The following is an 18,979-nucleotide window of genomic DNA, read 5'->3' as shown; positions in this document are numbered from 1 at the left end:
AGATTAATGATCAGATTCCCCCTCCTTGTTCGTGGACTGAGCGTCTCTCTTTACGAATGGCCTTTGTCAGGCTGACGGCACCCCCCGCCGCTAAAAGCACACTTACCATGATAAAGATCGAATAATAATCTGCTTTTAAAAACAAGGATACAAGCAGATAAGAAATCGATAAAGATAAAAACGGCGATACGATCCATACCTTCAGCATCGTTTGAACAACTTGTTTATGGAACACGTTCGGACCGTTTTTTGCCATGCCTATTCCGATAATAGACGATGACGTGACTTGCGCCAAGGGCACCGGCATCCCAAATACAGAACTGATGATCACCAGTCCGGCTCCTGTACTGGATAAGAGAATGCCTTCCCCTTTGGAGAATCTCGTAATTTTCTTCCCGTTTGTTTCTAGCACACGCCGGCCTAATAACAGTGCGCCAAGAGCAACAAAAGCTCCTCCATACAAGGTTCCTTTTCCGACATCAAGCACACCGGCAGCTACTAACGGGCCAACAGCATTCGCCACGTTATTCATGCCGGCAGAGAATGCTTCGAAAAATCCGGCAACTAACAAAACAATGCCGAGGATTTTTTGCTTTTTAGAAGATTTTACTTCAATCTTAAAATAACGAAACAGCTTAGATACGAAATAGGTGAAGCCGAAAGCGAACAGCGGGACAAAAACCCAAAATGACACAATGATCAGAAGATTGTTCACAAACAATACCTTATAAGCCACTCCCACGCCGACAACCGCGCCGACTGTTACTTCACTTGTCGACAAAGGAATGCCGAGCAGATTAGCAGTAAAGAGCGACAGGGCAGCAGCTCCAATAATGATGCAAACAATCGTCAGTGTAATCGTCTGCTCAGGAATAATGCCGGAGCTGATTGTTTTTACAACCTCGCCTCCGCCAATGACCGCCCCGGCAAAGACACCGACTGCGCATAGGATCAAAGCGTAGGTTTTCTTTTTGATGGCTCCGGAGCCGTAAGCAACCCCCATCGAAGCTGCAGCGCCGCTTGCACCAATATTCATCGCGAAAAACAAGCTAAATAAAATAGCGGCTAATTCCATTTTGCAGCTCCTTATTCATGCAGTCCGCATTCTGTTTTCGCCATACCATTCCATCTGCCTGAGCGCAAATCCTCTGCTGTAAAAGCGGGAGCAGTGCAAGGCGCACAGCCAATACTTGGATATCCTTGGTCATGAAGCGGATTGTAGTCGAGTTCATTCCGGGATGTGTATCTCCAAATGTCTTTCCAAGTCCAATGGATAAGCGGGCAAACTTTTACTGACTTGAATTTTTCATCTTTGTTTAAGAAATTCGTATTGGCACGGCTTGGCCCTTGATCACGGCGCAGGCCGGAAAGCCAGGCTGGATGTCCTGAAAGCGCCTCTCTTAAAGGAACGACCTTTCTAAGATAGCAGCACTGATTCGGCTCTCTTTCCCACAGTTTGTCACCATGTTCTTCGGCTTGTTCCTCAAGGGTGAGGTCTGGTTTTTTCAGGATGATATTAAGACCCGGATAACGCTCTTTCACTCGTTCAATTGTTTCATAGGTTTCTTTAAAATGAAGTCCTGTATCAAGAAACACAATCTCTGCGTCTTTTTTCACTTTATAAATTAAGTCAATCAGAACGATTCCCTCAATTCCGAAACTGCAGGCATAAACAAGCTGATTGCCGTAATGGCCGTATGCCCATTTTAAAACTGACAGCGCTCCTTTGTAAGGATCGTCTTCCGGAAATGTAATCGTTGGTTCTTCCCAATTATCGTACGTTAACATTTCTTCTTTCCTCCTTTCGGAGACAAACAAACAGTAGCTTTCTGCCGGTTGTCTTTTCCCAATTGTAATGTGATTCGCGGCTGCTGATATCACAGACAGCCTTTTTTCCTCTTAAAATAAAAAACTTTCAATCCGGCGGAAAGAAAGACAGGAACAGCATGCAGCCCTTATCTTTCAAAATGGAATTCATTTTGCTGGAAGTAGCACCTTACAAACTATGCAGGTTGCCGGGCTTCATAGGTCCAGTCCCTCAGCCGCTCTTGATAAGTTTTTAGATTTGTAGTAAATTTTAGCACAATTCTAACATAAGTCAACCCGACTTTTTTTATAGGATTAATAAAAAAACAGGCCTCACAGCCTGTTTTCAAGTACAGCAAGGCTTTGAAGCCTCTTTACATCATTTGAATTTATTTTTTATTTTTTAAACCAATCTTTTGACTCGGGATTTCGTTTCCATGTTTGCAGCTTTTTTAGATCATCTGAATGAATATTTCCGTTTTCAAGCGCGACCTCTGTGAGCGTATCATAATCAGTTAATGAGTAGTATGGCAGTTCTGCCTTTGCGAAGGCTTCCTCCGCTTTAGGAAGTCCGTACGTAAAGATTGAGACGACACCAAGCACTTCACAGCCGGCCGCTTGTAAAGCTGCACAAGCTTCAAGCACGCTGCCTCCTGTGGAGATTAAGTCTTCAATGACGACTGTTTTTTGCCCTTCTTGCACAGCTCCCTCAATCTGATTGCCTTTACCGTGCGCCTTCGGCTTGCTCCTCACATAACACATCGGAAGATTCAAACGGTCAGCCGCAAGAGCAGCATGAGGAATACCCGCGGTTGCTGTTCCCGCAATCATTTCAGCTTCAGGAAAATGCTCTTTGACAAGCTTGCTGATGCCTGAGGCGACATCATTTCTGACCTCTGGGAAAGATAGCGTAAGGCGGTTGTCACAGTAGATTGGAGATAAAATGCCGCTTGCCCATGTGAACGGCTCGTTCGGGCGTAAAAATACAGCTTGGATGTCTAATAGATGTTTTGCGATGATTTGTTTCAAGATTTAATTCCCTCCCATTCAAGTCTGACAGCCTTATAGGCTTTTACCGGGTCTTCCGCTTTTGTAATCGAGCGTCCTACTACAATCGCTGATGAACCTTTCTCTCTTGCAATAGCAGGCGTCGCTACGCGGACTTGGTCATTCGCAGCGTCCTCAGACATTCTGATCCCCGGAGTGACAGTCAGAAATGAAGGCGACACCGCTTGATAAATGGCTTTTGCTTCATGAACAGAGCAGACCACTCCATCCAGTCCGCTCTCTTCCGCCTGTTTGCTGTAGTGCACAACCGTATCAATCAGAGATTTTTCGATCAGCAGTTCATCTTTCATGATTTGTTCAGATGTGCTTGTCAGCTGGGTTACCGCGATCAGTGACGGACGTTTTTTTCCAGCCGGCGTACCTTCTTCTAAGCCTTCGAGAGCTGCCTGCATCATTTTTTTGCCCCCGGCAGCATGAACATTGACGAGATCTACTCCGAGACTGGCAAGGCGCTTCATCGCTTTGTTTACAGTAGTCGGGATGTCATGAAGCTTTAGATCTAAAAACAGCTCGCAGTTTCTTTCTTTTAATTGTTTCACGATCGATGGCCCTTCTTGATAAAAAAGCTCCATTCCAACCTTTACAAATAACGGTTCTTGCTGAAAAGGAGCTAAGAACGCGAGTGTTTCTTCAGCTGATGCAAAATCAAGCGCGATGATGGGCAGGTTGTTTTTCATGATTCCAGCTCCTTCCGATGCATTCTTCAATTGATTGATAGCCGTATTGGCGCAAAACAGATGGGAGCTGTTCAATAATCTCTGGACATGCAAAAGGATTCACAAAGTTTGCTGTTCCGACAGCGACTGCGCTTGCTCCCGCGAGAAGAAATTCCAGGGCATCTTCAGCCGTTTGCACGCCTCCCATTCCGATAATCGGGATATTGACCATCTGGCTGACTTCATACACCATGCGAATGGCAACCGGCTTCACAGCAGGACCCGAAAGTCCCCCTGTTTTATTCGCTAATATCGGTTTGCCGGTTTTTAAATCGAGTCTCATGCCGATTAGTGTGTTGATCATCGTAAGACCGTCCGCTCCCGCTTCCTCGATCGCTAATGCAATTTCTGTGATATTGGCCACGTTCGGGGAAAGCTTCACATAAACGGGTACATCCGAAACCTCTTTCACCGCTTTTGTCAAATCGGCAGCCATTTGAGGATTCGTGCCAAAAGCGATTCCGCCTGTTTTCACATTCGGGCAGGAAATATTCAATTCAAGAGCATGAACATTAGGCGCTTTGCTAATATGCTCTGCAACTTCAACATAATCCTCGACTTGAGAACCTGCGACATTGGCAATGATCGGCGTATCAAACTGCTCAAGCCACGGCAGCTCATTATGCAACACACTATCCAGCCCCGGATTTTGGAGACCGATCGCATTGAGCATTCCTGCACCAGTCTCAGCTACCCGCGGCGTCGGATTCCCAAAGCGCGGCTCCTTTGTCGTAGCCTTAATCATGATGGCTCCAAGACAAGACAAATCATAAAAACGTGAAAATTCTTTTCCAAAACCGAAGCAGCCTGATGCAGGAATGATTGGGTTTTTCAAATCAAGTCCCGGCAATTTCACCTCTAGCATTACAGCGCCACCTCCTGAGCTTTAAATACAGGCCCGTCGAGACATACTTTTACATAGGATGTCTCACTTTCATTTGTATGGCACACACACGCGAAGCATGCGCCGATTCCGCAGCCCATTCGTTCCTCCATGGACAGATATACTTCTTTATGGGCATATTCCTGTTTTAACGCCTTAAGCATCGGTGTCGGCCCGCAGCTGAGGAGGATATCAAACTCTAGATTTTTCCGTTTAATCACATCTGTGACAAATCCGGTTTCCCCGTAGCTTCCGTCAGCTGTTGCCACATACGTGTCTCCGTACTGCCGGCATTCTTCCTCGTAAAAAACATCCTTTGCCGATTGGAATCCTAAAACGTGGATGACATTTACCCCTTTTTCATTCAAGCGTTTCGACAGCTCTTGGAGAGGCGGCACACCTACTCCGCCTCCTACCAGCAAAGCCGTCTTTCCGGGTTGAACTTCATTAACAGGAAAGCCATTTCCCAAAGGCCCGAGGACATCCACAAATTCTCCCTGCTGCTTCAGTGACAAGAGTCTTGTCCCTTCCCCATCTATCCGATAAATGATGGTGACTTCATTTTTTTCAAAGTTGACGTCTGCGATGCTGATTGGTCTTCTCAAAAGAGGCGTAACCGCTTCGCTCACTTTAAGATGAAGGAACTGTCCAGGGGTTGTAAACCCTTGGACAAGCTCCCCTTTCAGAACCATTTGATACACCCGGTCTGCAATTTGCTGGTTAGAACATACTGTCAAATACGCTTTTTTCATATAGTGACTGCCGCCTCCTGATTTGTGTTGAGTGCCGGCATTTGATCAGCACGGAATGTCATGCTTTCCAGCACTCGCAATATCGCCTCTGCCGTATCTAAAGATGTTAGGCAGGCAACACCATTTTCTACTGATTCACGTCTGATTCTAAAACCGTCTCTTGCGGGCTGCTTTCCTTTTGTCAGCGTATTGATGACAAACTGCGCTTCTCCGTTTCTGATGACGTCAAGCAGGTTCGGGCCATCCTGACCGATTTTTCCGACGACCTTCGCTGGAATGGAAGCTTCTTTCAAGTAGCCTGCCGTTCCTTCCGTCGCTAAAATGTTGTAGCCGATCGCGTGGAACCGCTTAGCAATGGCAAGCCCTTCTTCTTTGTCCTTATCAGCTACTGTTAAAAGCACGGAACCGTAGTTCGGGATTTGAATACCTGAAGCAATCAAGGCTTTGTAGAGCGCCTTTTCAAGTGTCGAATCTTTCCCCATGACTTCACCTGTTGATTTCATTTCAGGCCCTAACGTAATGTCCACTCTTCTCAGCTTGGCAAAGGAGAAGACCGGCGCTTTTACAAATACACCTTGCTGTTCAGGCTGAAGGCCCTCTGTATAGCCAAACGCAGCCAGCTTTTGACCAAGAATGATTTTTGTTGCGAGATTCGCCATTGGGATACCCGTAATTTTGCTTAAAAACGGTACGGTTCTGCTTGATCTCGGATTCACTTCTAGCACGTACACCTCGCCTTGCGACAAGACGAATTGAATATTGAGCAAACCGACAATATTCAGCCCTTTAGCCAATGCGATCGTGTATTGTTCAATTTTTTTCTTGATGTCCTCTGTGAGAGACTGAGGCGGATAAACAGCGATTGAGTCTCCGGAGTGAACGCCCGCACGTTCAATGTGCTCCATAATTCCCGGAATGACGACTGTTTCACCGTCGGATACTGCATCGACTTCAATTTCTTTTCCTGTCAAGTATCTGTCAATTAATACAGGGTGCTGCGGATTGATTTTAACTGCGTTTTTCATGTAATGAAGCAGCTCTTCTTCATGATACACAATCTCCATTGCCCGGCCGCCAAGTACATAGGAAGGGCGTACCAGTACCGGGTAACCGATATCGCTCGCGATGCTTACCGCCTGATCAACTGATGTGGCTGTTTTGCCAAGCGGCTGCGGAACACCAAGTTCTCCAAGCGCTTGTTCAAATTTATCCCGGTCTTCTGCACGGTCTAAATCTTCTAATGAAGTTCCAAGGATTTTCACTCCGCGCGCAGAAAGCTCGTCAGCAAGGTTAATCGCAGTTTGTCCGCCGAACTGTACGACAACGCCCATTGGCTGTTCGAGGTCAATGATGTGCATAACATCTTCAATCGTAAGCGGTTCAAAATACAGCTTGTCTGAGATGCTGAAGTCTGTTGAAACGGTTTCCGGGTTGTTGTTGACAATAATGGCTTCATAGCCTGCTTGTTTAATTGCCCATACAGAGTGAACCGTCGCATAGTCGAACTCGACACCCTGACCGATTCGAATCGGACCCGAACCAAGCACCATCACACTTTTCTTATCTGTAACGACAGATTCATTTTCTTCTTCGTATGTGCTATAGAAGTATGGCGTTTCTGACTCGAATTCCGCCGCGCACGTATCTACCATTTTGAATACCGGCGCAATCCCCGCTTGTTTTCTCAAGCTGTAAAGCTCAGATTCTTTCATTTTCCACTCGCGGCTAATGTACTGATCAGAGAAGCCGAGTTCTTTTGCCCGTCTCAGCACATCCGTATTGCCCGCATTGGCCTTCAATTCTTTTTCAAACTGTACGATTCCGAACAGCTTATGCAAGAAGAAGACATCGATAGCGGAAAATTCATGGAGGTCTTCTACCGTGTAGCCTCTTCTGTACGCTTCAGCTAAGTAGAATAAGCGTTCATCACCGGCCTTTTTAATTCGCTTTTCAAGAAGCTCATCTGAAATGTCAGCGGCGTCCTTCAATTCAAGATGATACACATCCGCTTCCAGCGAACGCACTGCCTTCAGCAATGACTCTTCAAGCGTGCGGCCGATTGCCATGACCTCACCTGTCGCTTTCATTTGCGTGCCAAGCTTTCTGTTTGCTGATTCAAATTTATCAAACGGCCAGCGCGGAATTTTGGATACGACATAGTCAAGAGCAGGTTCAAATGCTGCATATGTTTTTCCTGTCACCGGGTTCATCATTTCATCTAATGAAAGTCCGACTGCAATTTTAGCAGCGAGCTTTGCTATCGGGTATCCCGTTGCTTTTGATGCAAGAGCAGATGAACGGCTGACACGCGGATTTACTTCAATAATGTAATATTGGAAGCTGTCTGGATCTAAGGCGAGCTGGACGTTACATCCGCCTTCGATCCCAAGCGCGCGAATCAGTTTTAACGATACATTCCGCAAGAGCTGATACTCGCGATCGCTGAGCGTTTGGCTCGGCGCGACAACAATACTGTCTCCAGTATGGATTCCAACTGGATCAATGTTTTCCATGTTACAAACGACAATGGCGTGATCCTGGCTGTCTCTCATGACTTCATACTCGATTTCTTTATAGCCGGCGATGCTTTTTTCAAGAAGACATTGGTGTACCGGGCTTAATTTCAAGCCGTTCTCAACGATTTCTTTTAACTCTGTCTCATTCGAGCAGATGCCTCCGCCTGTTCCGCCTAATGTATATGCCGGGCGGACAATGACAGGGAATCCAATTTGACTGACGAATTTTTCTGCTTCTTCGAGGGAGTGAATAATCTCACTTTCAGGCACCGGTTCATTCAGTTCATTCATTAATGTTCTGAACAAGTCACGGTCTTCAGCTTGCTGAATCGCAGACAGTTTTGTGCCAAGCACTTCGACGCCGCATTCTGCCAGAACACCTCTTTCAGAAAGCTCAACCGCAAGATTCAAACCGGTTTGGCCTCCGAGTGTAGGAAGAATGGCATCTGGGCGCTCTTTTCTGATGATTCGTGTCAGGAATTCAGGTGTGAGCGGTTCGATATAAACCCGGTCAGCCATTTCTGTATCTGTCATGATCGTGGCAGGGTTTGAGTTGACAAGGATGACTTCATAACCTTCTTCTTTCAAAGCAAGACAGGCTTGTGTTCCCGCATAGTCAAATTCTGCTGCTTGGCCGATGATGATCGGTCCAGATCCGATTACTAAAATTTTGTTAATGTCTACGCGTTTTGGCATACCGCTTCCCCTTCTTTCTCTGTTGTTTCGATCATTTCGATGAATCTGTCAAATAGATGGTTGGCATCCTCAGGACCAGGTGAGGCTTCGGGATGATATTGAACCGTAAATGCCGGCAATGTTTTATGCTTCAGCCCTTCAATCGTATCGTCGTTAATTGCGATATGCGTCACTTCCAGTTCTGTTTTACTGATAGACGAAACTGTATATCCATGGTTTTGAGATGTTAAGGCAACTTTTCCTGTAGCCAGCTCTTTTACCGGGTGGTTTGAGCCCCTGTGGCCGAATTTCATTTTTTCAGTATTCGCCCCGCACGCCAGCGCGAATAATTGGTGGCCGAGACATATTCCGAATAATGGCACTTTTCCAAGAACACCTTTAATCATTTCAATCGCTTCAGGCACATCCTTCGGGTCTCCAGGTCCGTTAGAAAGCATGATACCGTCCGGTTTCAGCTGAAGCACCTCTTCCGCTGTAATGTTGTAAGGCACAACGATGACGTCACATTTCCGTTTGTTCAGCTCTCTTAGAATCCCGTGTTTCATGCCGAAGTCAACCAAGACGATGCGTTTGCCTCTTCCCGGGCTCGGATATGCTGTTTTTGCTGATACTTGGGATACTTGATTTCTTGGCAATTCCGTTTCGTTCAGTCTTTTCAGCACTGCTTCGATATCTTCATCAGATGAAGCGAATGTTCCTTTTAGCGCGCCTGCCGTGCGGATCATTCTTGTCAGCTTCCTTGTATCAATCCCCTGGAGTCCGGGAATGTTTTTCATTTTTAAATACTCGTCTAAGGTGTATGCTGAACGCCAGTTGGAAGGCAGCTCACATAATTCTTTGATGATCAGCCCTTTCACAAAAGGAGTAATGGATTCAAAATCATCACGGTTAATGCCGTAATTTCCGATAAGCGGGTATGTTAATGTTACGATCTGTCCGCAGTAAGAAGGATCAGATAAAATTTCCTGATAGCCTGTCATCCCAGTATTAAAAACGACTTCTCCCATGTTGTGTTCTAAGCTTCCGAAGGCTTCTCCCTCGAATACCGCTCCGTTTTCCAGTACTAATCGTCTCTTCATTTGACAAGTCTCCCCTCTTCATAAGCAAGCTTCCCTGCCGCAATTGTAGCGACCGGCCAGCCGGTGCAACTGATGCCGTTGAATGGTGTATTTTTTCCTTTTGATAAAAATGTCTCTTTGTCTATAACTGCTTCTTTTTCTAAATCGATTAACGTAATGTCCGCAGCTTGCCCCGTTTGTAATGTTCCATATGGGAGACCGAACGCTTCGCATGGCTTGATTGTCATGTAGTCAATCAGCTGCTTCAGTGACCAGCTGCCATTTTTGACAAAGTGTGTGTAAAGAAGCGGGAATGCTGTTTCTAAGCCGACAATTCCGAATGGCGCCAGCTTCATTTCTGTGTTCTTCTCTTCTTCCGTATGCGGTGCATGGTCTGTTGCGATAAAATCAATTGTTCCGTCTAAAAGACCTTCAATTAAAGTAGCTCTGTCTTCTGGGCTGCGGAGCGGAGGATTCATTTTATAGTTTGTGTTCAGCCCCGGGATGTCCTCATCACAAAGCAGCAAATGATGCGGCGATACTTCTGCTGTCACTCTGATTCCCGCTTTTTTCGCATCGCGTACAACTCTGACAGATTCTTTTGTGCTGATATGGCATACATGATAATGGCAGTTTGCCGCCTCAGCCAGCAGCACATCGCGAGCAATATGAACCGATTCACACACAGAAGGAATGCCGTTTAGCCCGTTCGCTTTGGAGAATGTCCCCTCATGTACGCTCCCTCCGTAAATTAAGGAGTTGTCCTCGCAATGTGCAACAATCGCTTTGTCAATTGCGGCTGCCCGTTTCATCGCTTCATACATCATTCCTGCTGTCTGTATACCAACGCCGTCATCTGTAAAAGCAAATGCCCCGGCTTCTTTTAACGCTTCAAAGTTTGTCATTTCATCGCCGATTTGTCTGATCGTAATGGATGCATATGGAAGAACTCTTACGCATGATGTTTCTTTAATTCTGTTTTGCACCCATTCCATCTGCTCCTTTGTATCAGGAACCGGCCGCGTATTCGGCATTGCTGCTACTGTAGTATAGCCGCCGCGTGCCGCTGCTTTTGCCCCGGTTTCAATAGTTTCTTTTTTCTCTCCGCCCGGCTCTCTGAAATGCACGTGGAGATCAACAAACCCAGGTGAAACGAGCAAACCTTTTGCATCAATTACCGTTTCATTATCCGTTGCATCAAGCTTGCCGATTGCGGTGATGGTTTCTCCAGTCACTCGGATATCCGCTTGTGTTTTTTCACCATTTTCGTTTAGTATCCAGCCGTTTTTAATGAGATATGACATACGCTGCTTCTCCTCTTTTCACATTGGTTTGTAAGGCACGCTGTATCACTGCCATTCTGATAAATACGCCATTTTGCATTTGCTTGAAGATTCTTGATTTTTCGCTTTCTACTAAGCTGTCATCAATCTCCACTCCTCTGTTTACCGGAGCAGGATGCATGATGATCGCATGCCGCTTCATACGCTCAGCCCGTTCTACGGTCAAGCCGTATTTGTTTAAATAGCCTTCATGGCTGACAGCTGACTGATGTCGTTCATTTTGAATGCGCAGCAGCATGACAACATCGGAAGACTCAACTGCTTCATCCATTGAGACATACGTGCCGAATGTATTTTCTTCATCCTGCCATTCCGAAGGGCCGGAAAATAGGACCCGGGCCCCCAATCTTGTCAACACTTCCGCATTTGACCTTGCCACTCTGCTATGCTTGATGTCGCCGTGAATGGAGACGGTAAGCCCTTTGAACGTATTGAACTCTTCATAAATCGTCATTAAATCAAGCAGTGATTGTGTTGGATGCTGGCCGCATCCGTCTCCCGCATTCAGAATCGGAATGTTCACCTGGCTGACAAGCTCTTCATAATACTCATCATCACTGTGCCTGATGACGCAGACGTCCACACCGATTGATTCGAGCGTCCGGATCGTGTCATATAAGGTTTCGCCTTTTTGCACGCTTGTGCTTGTTCCATCAAGGTTTAGCACATTCATGCCCAGCTTTTTTTCTGCGACCTCAAAGCTGAACCGCGTTCTCGTGCTCGGTTCGAAAAACAGGTTTGCGGCAAACTTTCCTGTAAGCTGATTGTCTGTTTTTCCGCTTTTGAGCTCTTGTGCTGTTTGAAGCAAATCTTTGATTTCCTCAGTGCTGAGTTCACTCATCGTCGTTAAATGCTTCATGTTCTTTCCCCTCTCTTTTCAACTTAAGGCTGAAAAAAAACCCCGGTCTAAGATAGACTCGGGGTATGGTTAAAATAGAGGGCAGCATTGAAGCTTCCTTCTCTTCATAACCCTTCCAAGCCTCTCTGGACTTTCATTAAAAGGTTTTAAATATGATGTTGTTCAGATGTGTCTGCCTGCTCTTCCTTCGCCTGCGGAAGAATCAGGTTTAAGATGACACCGACAATTGCGGCAAGCGCCATTCCTGACACTTGGAATCCGCCCTGAGACACTTGGATAAAAGCGCCTCCTACACCGATGACAAGGATAACTGATGTAATAATGAGGTTTCTGTTGTTTTCATAATCAATTTTGTTGTCAATCAGCATTCGCAGGCCGCTTGAAGCAATGATTCCGAACAGCAGGAAGGAGACGCCTCCCATGACCGCTGACGGCACTGAACTGATCAGCGCTGAAATTTTGCCGATAAAGCCGAAGCAACAAGCAATCACTGCCGCTCCTCCGATGACAAAGACGCTGAATACTCTTGTGATGGCCAGCACGCCAATGTTTTCTCCGTAAGTCGTTGTCGGCGGACCGCCGATCAGGGAAGCGAGGATTGTCGCCACACTGTCACCCATAATAGAGCGATGAAGACCTGGCTTTTTAATGAAGTCTTGTCCGACAACCTTGCTCAGCACCATTTGGTGGCCGATATGCTCTGACATTGTGACAAATGCGACAGGAACCATTGCGGCTGCGATGCCGAGTGTAACTGACGGTGAATAATCTTTGAACGGAATGATAAATTCAGGCACTGCAAACCATTTCGCGTCAAGCACCGGCTGGAAGTTGACAATCCCTTGAGTAAGGGCAAACAGGTATCCGCCGATGATTCCGATCAAAACCGGAATCAGGCTTAAAAACCCTCGTAAGAAAATCGCACAAATAATCGTGATTGCCAGCGTAACTCCTGCGACACTAAAGTGCTTTAAGCTGTAGACCAACTCACTCGCGTTCGGATCAGCATACATCGCCATATTTACTGCAGTGCTTGCCAGTCCCAGCCCGATGACGATAATAACAGGCCCTACGACTACAGGCGGGAGAATCTTCATCAGCCATCCTGTTCCAAGCTGCCTAATCAATAAGGCAATCAGCCCGTACACCAGCCCTGCAAGAAACGCTCCAACCATTGCCGCTCCCGGCCCGCCGGTCGCTTTTACCAGAATGATCGGAGAAATAAAGGCGAAGGATGAACCGAGATACGCCGGAATTTGTCCTTTGGTAATAAGAAGGTACGCCAGTGTTCCGATGCCGCTTGTCACCAACGCCACAGCAGGACTCATTCCGACGAGCTTCGGAACCAAAATGGTTGAGCCAAACATGGCAAACAAATGCTGAAGGCTGAATGAAACCCAAGAGAAAGGTGTCGGGACATCCCTGACCCCTAAATTTACTTTTTTCTTACTCATGATGATTTCCCCCTGATTGTTGACTTTCATTTTAGGATGACTCAATGACTGTATAAAAAAACCTCTTTGCTTTTTTACGCAAAGAGGCATACAAAGACCTGCCGAATGCTTTTTGGGCCTTTGTTGTGCACCTCTTTGCAACCTCTCTGGATTGCCCTTAAAAAGGTGATCTATTATTCGTTTTCATAAATGGCGACGAGATCGTTTTGGTCTACCTCATCAAGCTGAACCATAACCTTTTCAGACTTTGATGTCGGGATGTTTTTCCCGATATAATCCGCTCGGATCGGCAGCTCCCGGTGTCCTCTGTCCACAAGCACTGCAAGCTGAATGGAGGAAGGTCTGCCTACATCAACAAGCGCATCCATTCCTGCTCTGACTGTTCTTCCGGTATACAGAACATCATCAACGAGAATGACTTTTTGATCTGTAATATCTACCGGAATATCTGCACCTTTTACAAGCGGTTCATCGTTGCTCGTTTTTTTAGAAAGATCGTCTCTGTAAAGAGTAATATCAATTTCACCGACTGTAACAGGATTTCCCTCAATCTGTTCAATGCGTTCCGCAAGGCGTTTTGCCAGGTAAATCCCTCTTGTCTTAATGCCGACAAGGATGCAGTTATTCATTCCTTTATTGCGTTCGATCATTTCGTGAGCAATCCTGGTCAGCGCCCGTCTGATTGCCTGTTCGTCGAGAATGACAGCTTTTTGATTCAATGTGTGACACCTCACAGTTCATATAGAAGAAAAAACCCCTCCTGCCAGAGCATAGAGGGGTTTTAGGACAAGGTGCGCGCCTATACACGCATCCCGTCAATCCGTTATCCTTCTCAGCCTCTCTGGACTGTTTTAAAGAATCTATTCAGCTTCGTTTATTATTTCAGAAAAGAAACCCTCTGTCAACCGTTTTTTCTGAGGTTTTCGATTAATTCTGCCATATCCTCAGGAAGCGGCGCTTCAAATTCGACATATTCTCCTGTTCGTGGATGGTCAAAACCTAAAACTCCCGCGTGAAGCGCTTGGCCATTAAAGTCGATTGTTTTTCTTGGGCCGTATTTCGGATCGCCTGCTAATGGGAATCCGATATATTTCATATGAACACGAATTTGATGGGTTCTCCCTGTTTCAAGCTGGCATTCCACTAACGTAAAATCCTGAAAACGCTCTAGTACATGAAAATGAGTGACAGCGTTTTTGCCATCACGTGTCACAGTCATGCTTTGACGGTCTTTCTTATCTCGTCCGATCGGCGCGTCAATTGTGCCATCATCGTGAGAAATAAGCCCGTGGACAACTGCCGTATATTTCCGCGTGACCGTTTTGTTGACCAATTGGTTTACAAGTGACTCGTGCGCCATATCATTTTTCGCCACCATTAATAAACCGGACGTGTCCTTATCGATTCTGTGAACAATACCCGGACGCATCACGCCATTTATTCCGGAAAGGTCTGTGCAATGAGCCATAAGGCCGTTTACAAGTGTGCCCGTAAGATGCCCGGGTGCTGGGTGAACAACCATTCCGCGAGGTTTGTTGACGACCAGCACATCCTGGTCCTCATAATAAATATCCAGATCCATAGGCTCTGCCAGGACGTCGAGCGCTTCCGGTTCGGGTACAGTGACGGTCACCTGATCACCCGGCTGAATTTTATAATTCGCTTTCACCGCGCTTCCGTTCACGACAACCTGTCCGTCTTTTACCCATTGCTGAACCTGGGTTCTTGACCAATCATTCTCAGTCGATGCCAAAAATTTATCAATCCGCTCACTTTTTTGTTCTTCTGAAGCGGTTATATCAATTTGATTCATGCTATTGCTCCTTTTTCTTTTTCCCGCTGTCCAACAGCATTTGTATAAATAAAAGCATTACGCCGACACATAGTGAAGAGTCCGCGATGTTAAATATCGGGTAATTGTAATTGACAATAATAACATGGATAAAATCCACAACTTCCTGTCTGACAGCCCGATCGATAAAGTTGCCGATGGCACCGCCAAGCATAAGTCCGAGGGCAACGCCAAGAAGCCTTTGTCCCTTTGTATAACGCTGTATGTAATAAACAATACCAATAATAACAGCGGTTGTTATGAGGTAGAAAAACCACATTTGACCCGCTAATATCCCCCATGCAGCACCCGTATTGCGATGGGAGGTGATATAGAATACCTGATCAATGATCGGAATGCTTTGGCCAAGTTCCATGTTCTTAACAACTAGCCATTTTGTCAATTGATCGGCTGCAATAATAAGTAGTGCAATCATATAATACAGCACAAACGTTCCTCCAGTTTACGGTTACTTTAATCCATTATGCATTTTATCAATAAAAAGCACTGGAGTAAAGAAATATCAGGCATATTAACCAGCCAGACACTGTTATTCATACAGTGCCTGACCATATTCGATATCCGTTGATTTCCATATCGGAAGCGTTTTTTTCTCAAATTGGACAGAATAAAGAAAATCGTTTGCTGTTCGGGCCGTCGGCAGCACCGCCAGCTTTGAAAGAGGAATGGGGGCCCCTGTTTCTTCACAGTATCCGAATGTGCCGTTTTCGATTTTTGACAATGCAAGGAGAACGTCTTGAAGCTCTTCTTTAATATGATAGATCAGAGTTGCTTTTTGTTTATGATTGATTGCTGCTTGCGGGCTTGTAGAAACCTGAAAGCAAGAATACTCAAATAATCTCGACTGTAATTCTTCTTTCATCAGAAGAAGTTCCGTATAAATTGCGGTCAGTTGATCATTCATTCTTCACAACTCCTGCTCTTAACGTAGTACCTTTATTGTTGCCTATGAATGATGATCTAAAGCCCATAAGATTTTTCCTGCCGTTCTAAAGGATGTCACTCTTGGCACAAAAAAAGCCCGGCTTTTACGCCGGGCCCTTTTCATTATTTTTGATAGTATTTTTCAACGATTTCAGCGTTGCGTAATGAAAGTGTAGGATATTTCGGATTTGCACCTACATCTTTTGAAATCACACGTGATCTCTCACACATTTCGCCTTCCGCTTTCTCGACAGCGATTTTACCCGTCGCAAAGCTTTGCGCATCGTTCGGCGCATCATTTTCTTCGCTGATTGTCAGTTCAGACACAATAAACAGCTGAGAAAGGTTTTCTTTTATGGAAGCCAAGAGCTCTTTGTTTTCTTTGTTTGGATACAATTTCAGGTTTGCTTCCAAAGATTTACCGATAATTTTTTCATTTCGCGCAGTTTCTAATGCTTTTAGCACGTCATCACGAAGAGCCATAAAGCGGTCAAATTTTTCTTCAGTCACTTCACTGTTTGGAACCGCGATTGTTTCCGGCATATCGGTCAGCTGAACGCTCTGCTCTTCAACAAATGTTAAATGAGACCACAATTCGTCTGCCGTATGTGGAAGGATAGGCGCTGAAAGCTTCACTAATGCAAGAAGCGTTTCGTAGAATACTGTCTGCATGCTGCGTCTATCCGGATGATCCGCATGCTCGATGTAGACAATATCTTTTGCAAAATCAAGGTAGAATGAGCTCAATTCGATTGTGCAGAAATTATGAATGCTGTGATACACAACCGCAAATTCGTACTCATCATACGCTTTTTTCACTTTATCAATCAGCTTGTTCAGCTTAATCAGCATATACTGATCCACTTCACGAAGATCTTCGACAGCCACCGCATTTGTTTTTGGATCAAAATCGAAAAGGTTGCCGTGAAGGAAACGGAACGTGTTGCGGATTTTACGATATACTTCCGCAACCTGCTTTAGAATGGCGTCAGACACGCGAACGTCCGCCTGATAATCCACTGAAGATACCCATAATCTTAAGATGTCGGCACCAAGCTGTTTCATAACTTTAGCCGGAACAACAACGTTACCGATTGATTTACTCATCTTGCGTCCTTCTCCATCCAGTGCGAACCCATGGCTGAGCACACCTTTATACGGCGCTTTCCCTGTTACGGCTACTGCTGTAGAAAGAGAAGAGTTAAACCAGCCGCGATATTGGTCAGATCCCTCTAGGTATAAATCAGCCGGGCGAACGAGGTCATCACGTTCTTCAAGCACTGCTTGATGTGAAGAGCCTGAATCAAACCAAACATCCATGATATCCTGTTCTTTTGTAAATGTGCCGTTCGGGCTGCCAGGATGCGTAAAGCCTTCCGGAAGAAGATCCTTTGCTTCTTTTTCAAACCAAATGTTTGATCCGTGCTGTCTGAACAATTCAGAAACATGTTCAATGGTTTCATCTGTAATAATCGGTTCTCCGTTTTCAGCGTAAAATACCGGAATCGGCACACCCCACGCACGCTGTCTGGAAATACACCAGTCTCCGCGGTCCCGAACCATGTTGTGCAAACGCTGCTCGCCCCATTCAGGAACCCATTTGGTTTCTTTAATGGCATCCAGCAGGTCTGATCTGAAATCTTTAATAGACGCAAACCATTGCGCTGTCGCTCTGAAAATGGTTGGTTTTTTTGTTCTCCAATCATGCGGATAAGAGTGAGTAATGAATTCAAGCTTCACAAGTGCGCCTTTTTCATCGAGCTGCTGTGTGATCGCTTTGTTTGCATCATCATAGAACATGCCTTCAAACCCAGGAGCTTCGCTTGTCATTACACCTTTTTCATCAACCGGGCAAAGCACATCTAATCCGTATTTTTGGCCGATGATAAAGTCATCTTCCCCATGTCCTGGCGCTGTATGAACACAGCCTGTTCCGGCATCAGTTGTTACGTGTTCACCAAGCATAACGAGAGAGTCTCTGCCATATAGCGGGTGTTCAGCGATAATGTTCTCAAGGTCTTTCCCTTTGACCGTTCTTGTCACTTCATACTGATCAAATCCGCATGCCGATGCAACATTTTCGACTAAGGCACTTGCTACGACAAAGCGGTCTTCACCTACTGCAATCACGCTGTACTCAAGATCAGGGTGCACTGAGATTCCAAGGTTCGCCGGAATTGTCCAAGGCGTTGTTGTCCAAATGATGATGCGCTCGCCGTTTTCAAGAACGCCTTTTCCGTCTTTTACACCAAAAGCGACGTAAATAGATGCTGAACGTTTGTCTTGATATTCGATCTCGGCTTCAGCCAGAGCAGACTCACTTGAAGGTGACCAGTTAACCGGTTTAAGGCCTTTGTAAATGTAGCCTCGTTTTGCCATTTCACCAAATACGCGGATTTGCTGCGCTTCGTATTCCGGTTTTAATGTCACATATGGGTTTTCCCAGTCACCGCGGACACCAAGACGTTTGAATTGCTCACGCTGTCCCTCGATTTGCTTCCAAGCGTACTCTTCGCATAGTTTGCGGAATTCCGCTACTGACATTTCTTTGCGGTTGACCTTTTTGTTTTTTGTCAGAGCTGTTTCAATTGGCAATCCGTGTGTATCCCAGCCCGGCACATACGGTGCGTTGTAGCCGCTCATTGATTTATAGCGGACAATGAAGTCTTTCAAAATCTTGTTAAGTGCATGGCCCATATGGATGTCGCCGTTTGCATACGGAGGTCCGTCATGTAAAACAAATTTCGGGCGGTCTTTCGTCCGTTCCTGAACAAGACGGTAGATATCCTCTTCCTCCCATTTTTTTTGAATGTCAGGCTCCCGGTTTGGCAAATTTCCACGCATCGGGAAATCTGTTTTCGGCATTAAGAGCGTGTCTTTAAAATCCATTTTCATTCCTCCACTGCATTTTTTCAGAAAATAAAAAAAGCCCTCTCATCCCATAAGGGACGAGAAAGCTTATCTCGCGGTACCACCCTTTTAGAAAAAGCAAGCATACACTTTTTCCTCTTGAGCATCGTAACGTGATGAACGTCCTAACCTACTGTGAGTT

General features: G+C 45.7%; 16 protein-coding genes, 1 riboswitch and 1 other annotated feature (1 of these 18 running past the window's edge). All 16 genes read right to left on the bottom strand.

The window, feature by feature from the left end; genetic code table 11:
* Positions 1-10 precede the first annotated feature (10 nt).
* Complete coding sequence (gene cysP, locus M1D65_RS08365) at positions 11-1,075, bottom strand: sulfate permease (protein ID WP_456270835.1); 1,065 nt, start codon at positions 1,073-1,075, stop codon at positions 11-13.
* Between the two features lie 11 nt (positions 1,076-1,086).
* Entirely contained in the window at positions 1,087-1,788 is a 702-nt protein-coding gene (locus tag M1D65_RS08360) for a phosphoadenylyl-sulfate reductase (RefSeq protein WP_003221498.1), read from the bottom strand.
* Between the two features lie 164 nt (positions 1,789-1,952).
* A riboswitch (SAM riboswitch) is annotated at positions 1,953-2,058 on the bottom strand.
* A gap of 144 nt (positions 2,059-2,202) precedes the next feature.
* Positions 2,203-2,835, bottom strand: coding sequence for an orotate phosphoribosyltransferase (gene pyrE / locus M1D65_RS08355; protein ID WP_015715860.1), 633 nt, complete (start codon positions 2,833-2,835; stop codon positions 2,203-2,205).
* Positions 2,832-3,551 (bottom strand): orotidine-5'-phosphate decarboxylase, encoded by a 720-nt coding sequence (pyrF, locus tag M1D65_RS08350; protein ID WP_003232107.1) that lies wholly within the window; start codon positions 3,549-3,551, stop codon positions 2,832-2,834. The genes pyrE and pyrF overlap by 4 nt, the downstream gene beginning before the upstream one ends.
* Positions 3,520-4,455: a dihydroorotate dehydrogenase gene (locus M1D65_RS08345; RefSeq protein WP_021479320.1), complete on the bottom strand. Its 936-nt coding sequence runs from the start codon at positions 4,453-4,455 to the stop codon at positions 3,520-3,522. The genes pyrF and M1D65_RS08345 overlap by 32 nt, the downstream gene beginning before the upstream one ends.
* Positions 4,455-5,225 (bottom strand): dihydroorotate oxidase B electron transfer subunit, encoded by a 771-nt coding sequence (gene pyrK, locus M1D65_RS08340; protein WP_141949445.1) that lies wholly within the window; start codon positions 5,223-5,225, stop codon positions 4,455-4,457. The genes M1D65_RS08345 and pyrK overlap by 1 nt, the downstream gene beginning before the upstream one ends.
* Positions 5,222-8,437 (bottom strand): carbamoyl-phosphate synthase (glutamine-hydrolyzing) large subunit, encoded by a 3,216-nt coding sequence (gene carB, locus M1D65_RS08335; RefSeq protein ID WP_049139971.1) that lies wholly within the window; start codon positions 8,435-8,437, stop codon positions 5,222-5,224. The genes pyrK and carB overlap by 4 nt, the downstream gene beginning before the upstream one ends.
* Complete coding sequence (locus M1D65_RS08330) at positions 8,422-9,516, bottom strand: carbamoyl phosphate synthase small subunit (protein ID WP_003232115.1); 1,095 nt, start codon at positions 9,514-9,516, stop codon at positions 8,422-8,424. Before M1D65_RS08330 ends, carB begins: the two co-directional genes overlap by 16 nt.
* On the bottom strand, positions 9,513-10,799 hold the full coding sequence (locus M1D65_RS08325) for a dihydroorotase (protein ID WP_456270834.1): 1,287 nt from the start codon (positions 10,797-10,799) through the stop codon (positions 9,513-9,515). Before M1D65_RS08325 ends, M1D65_RS08330 begins: the two co-directional genes overlap by 4 nt.
* Positions 10,783-11,697 carry an aspartate carbamoyltransferase catalytic subunit gene (locus M1D65_RS08320; protein WP_103803458.1) on the bottom strand — a complete coding sequence of 305 codons (915 nt, stop codon included), beginning with the start codon at positions 11,695-11,697 and terminating at the stop codon, positions 10,783-10,785. Before M1D65_RS08320 ends, M1D65_RS08325 begins: the two co-directional genes overlap by 17 nt.
* A 146-nt stretch (positions 11,698-11,843) precedes the next feature.
* Entirely contained in the window at positions 11,844-13,151 is a 1,308-nt protein-coding gene (gene pyrP, locus M1D65_RS08315) for a uracil permease PyrP (RefSeq protein ID WP_015483210.1), read from the bottom strand.
* A gap of 173 nt (positions 13,152-13,324) precedes the next feature.
* Positions 13,325-13,870 (bottom strand): bifunctional pyrimidine operon transcriptional regulator/uracil phosphoribosyltransferase, encoded by a 546-nt coding sequence (gene pyrR, locus M1D65_RS08310; RefSeq protein WP_003232127.1) that lies wholly within the window; start codon positions 13,868-13,870, stop codon positions 13,325-13,327.
* A gap of 182 nt (positions 13,871-14,052) precedes the next feature.
* On the bottom strand, positions 14,053-14,964 hold the full coding sequence (locus M1D65_RS08305) for an RluA family pseudouridine synthase (protein ID WP_003245307.1): 912 nt from the start codon (positions 14,962-14,964) through the stop codon (positions 14,053-14,055).
* 1 nt (position 14,965) lies between these two features.
* Complete coding sequence (gene lspA, locus M1D65_RS08300) at positions 14,966-15,430, bottom strand: signal peptidase II (RefSeq protein ID WP_003245047.1); 465 nt, start codon at positions 15,428-15,430, stop codon at positions 14,966-14,968.
* Between the two features lie 102 nt (positions 15,431-15,532).
* Entirely contained in the window at positions 15,533-15,907 is a 375-nt protein-coding gene (ylyA, locus tag M1D65_RS08295) for a sporulation-related RNA polymerase-binding protein YlyA (protein WP_014476755.1), read from the bottom strand.
* A gap of 143 nt (positions 15,908-16,050) precedes the next feature.
* Positions 16,051-18,816, bottom strand: coding sequence for an isoleucine--tRNA ligase (gene ileS, locus M1D65_RS08290; protein ID WP_041850853.1), 2,766 nt, complete (start codon positions 18,814-18,816; stop codon positions 16,051-16,053).
* Between the two features lie 52 nt (positions 18,817-18,868).
* Positions 18,869-18,979 (bottom strand) — a binding site (T-box leader) (it continues 116 nt past the right edge of the window).

Source organism: Bacillus sp. JZ39, from assembly GCF_053903145.1.
Note: the sequence above shows the minus strand (reverse complement) of the source record. Positions and strands in the feature narration are given on the sequence as shown.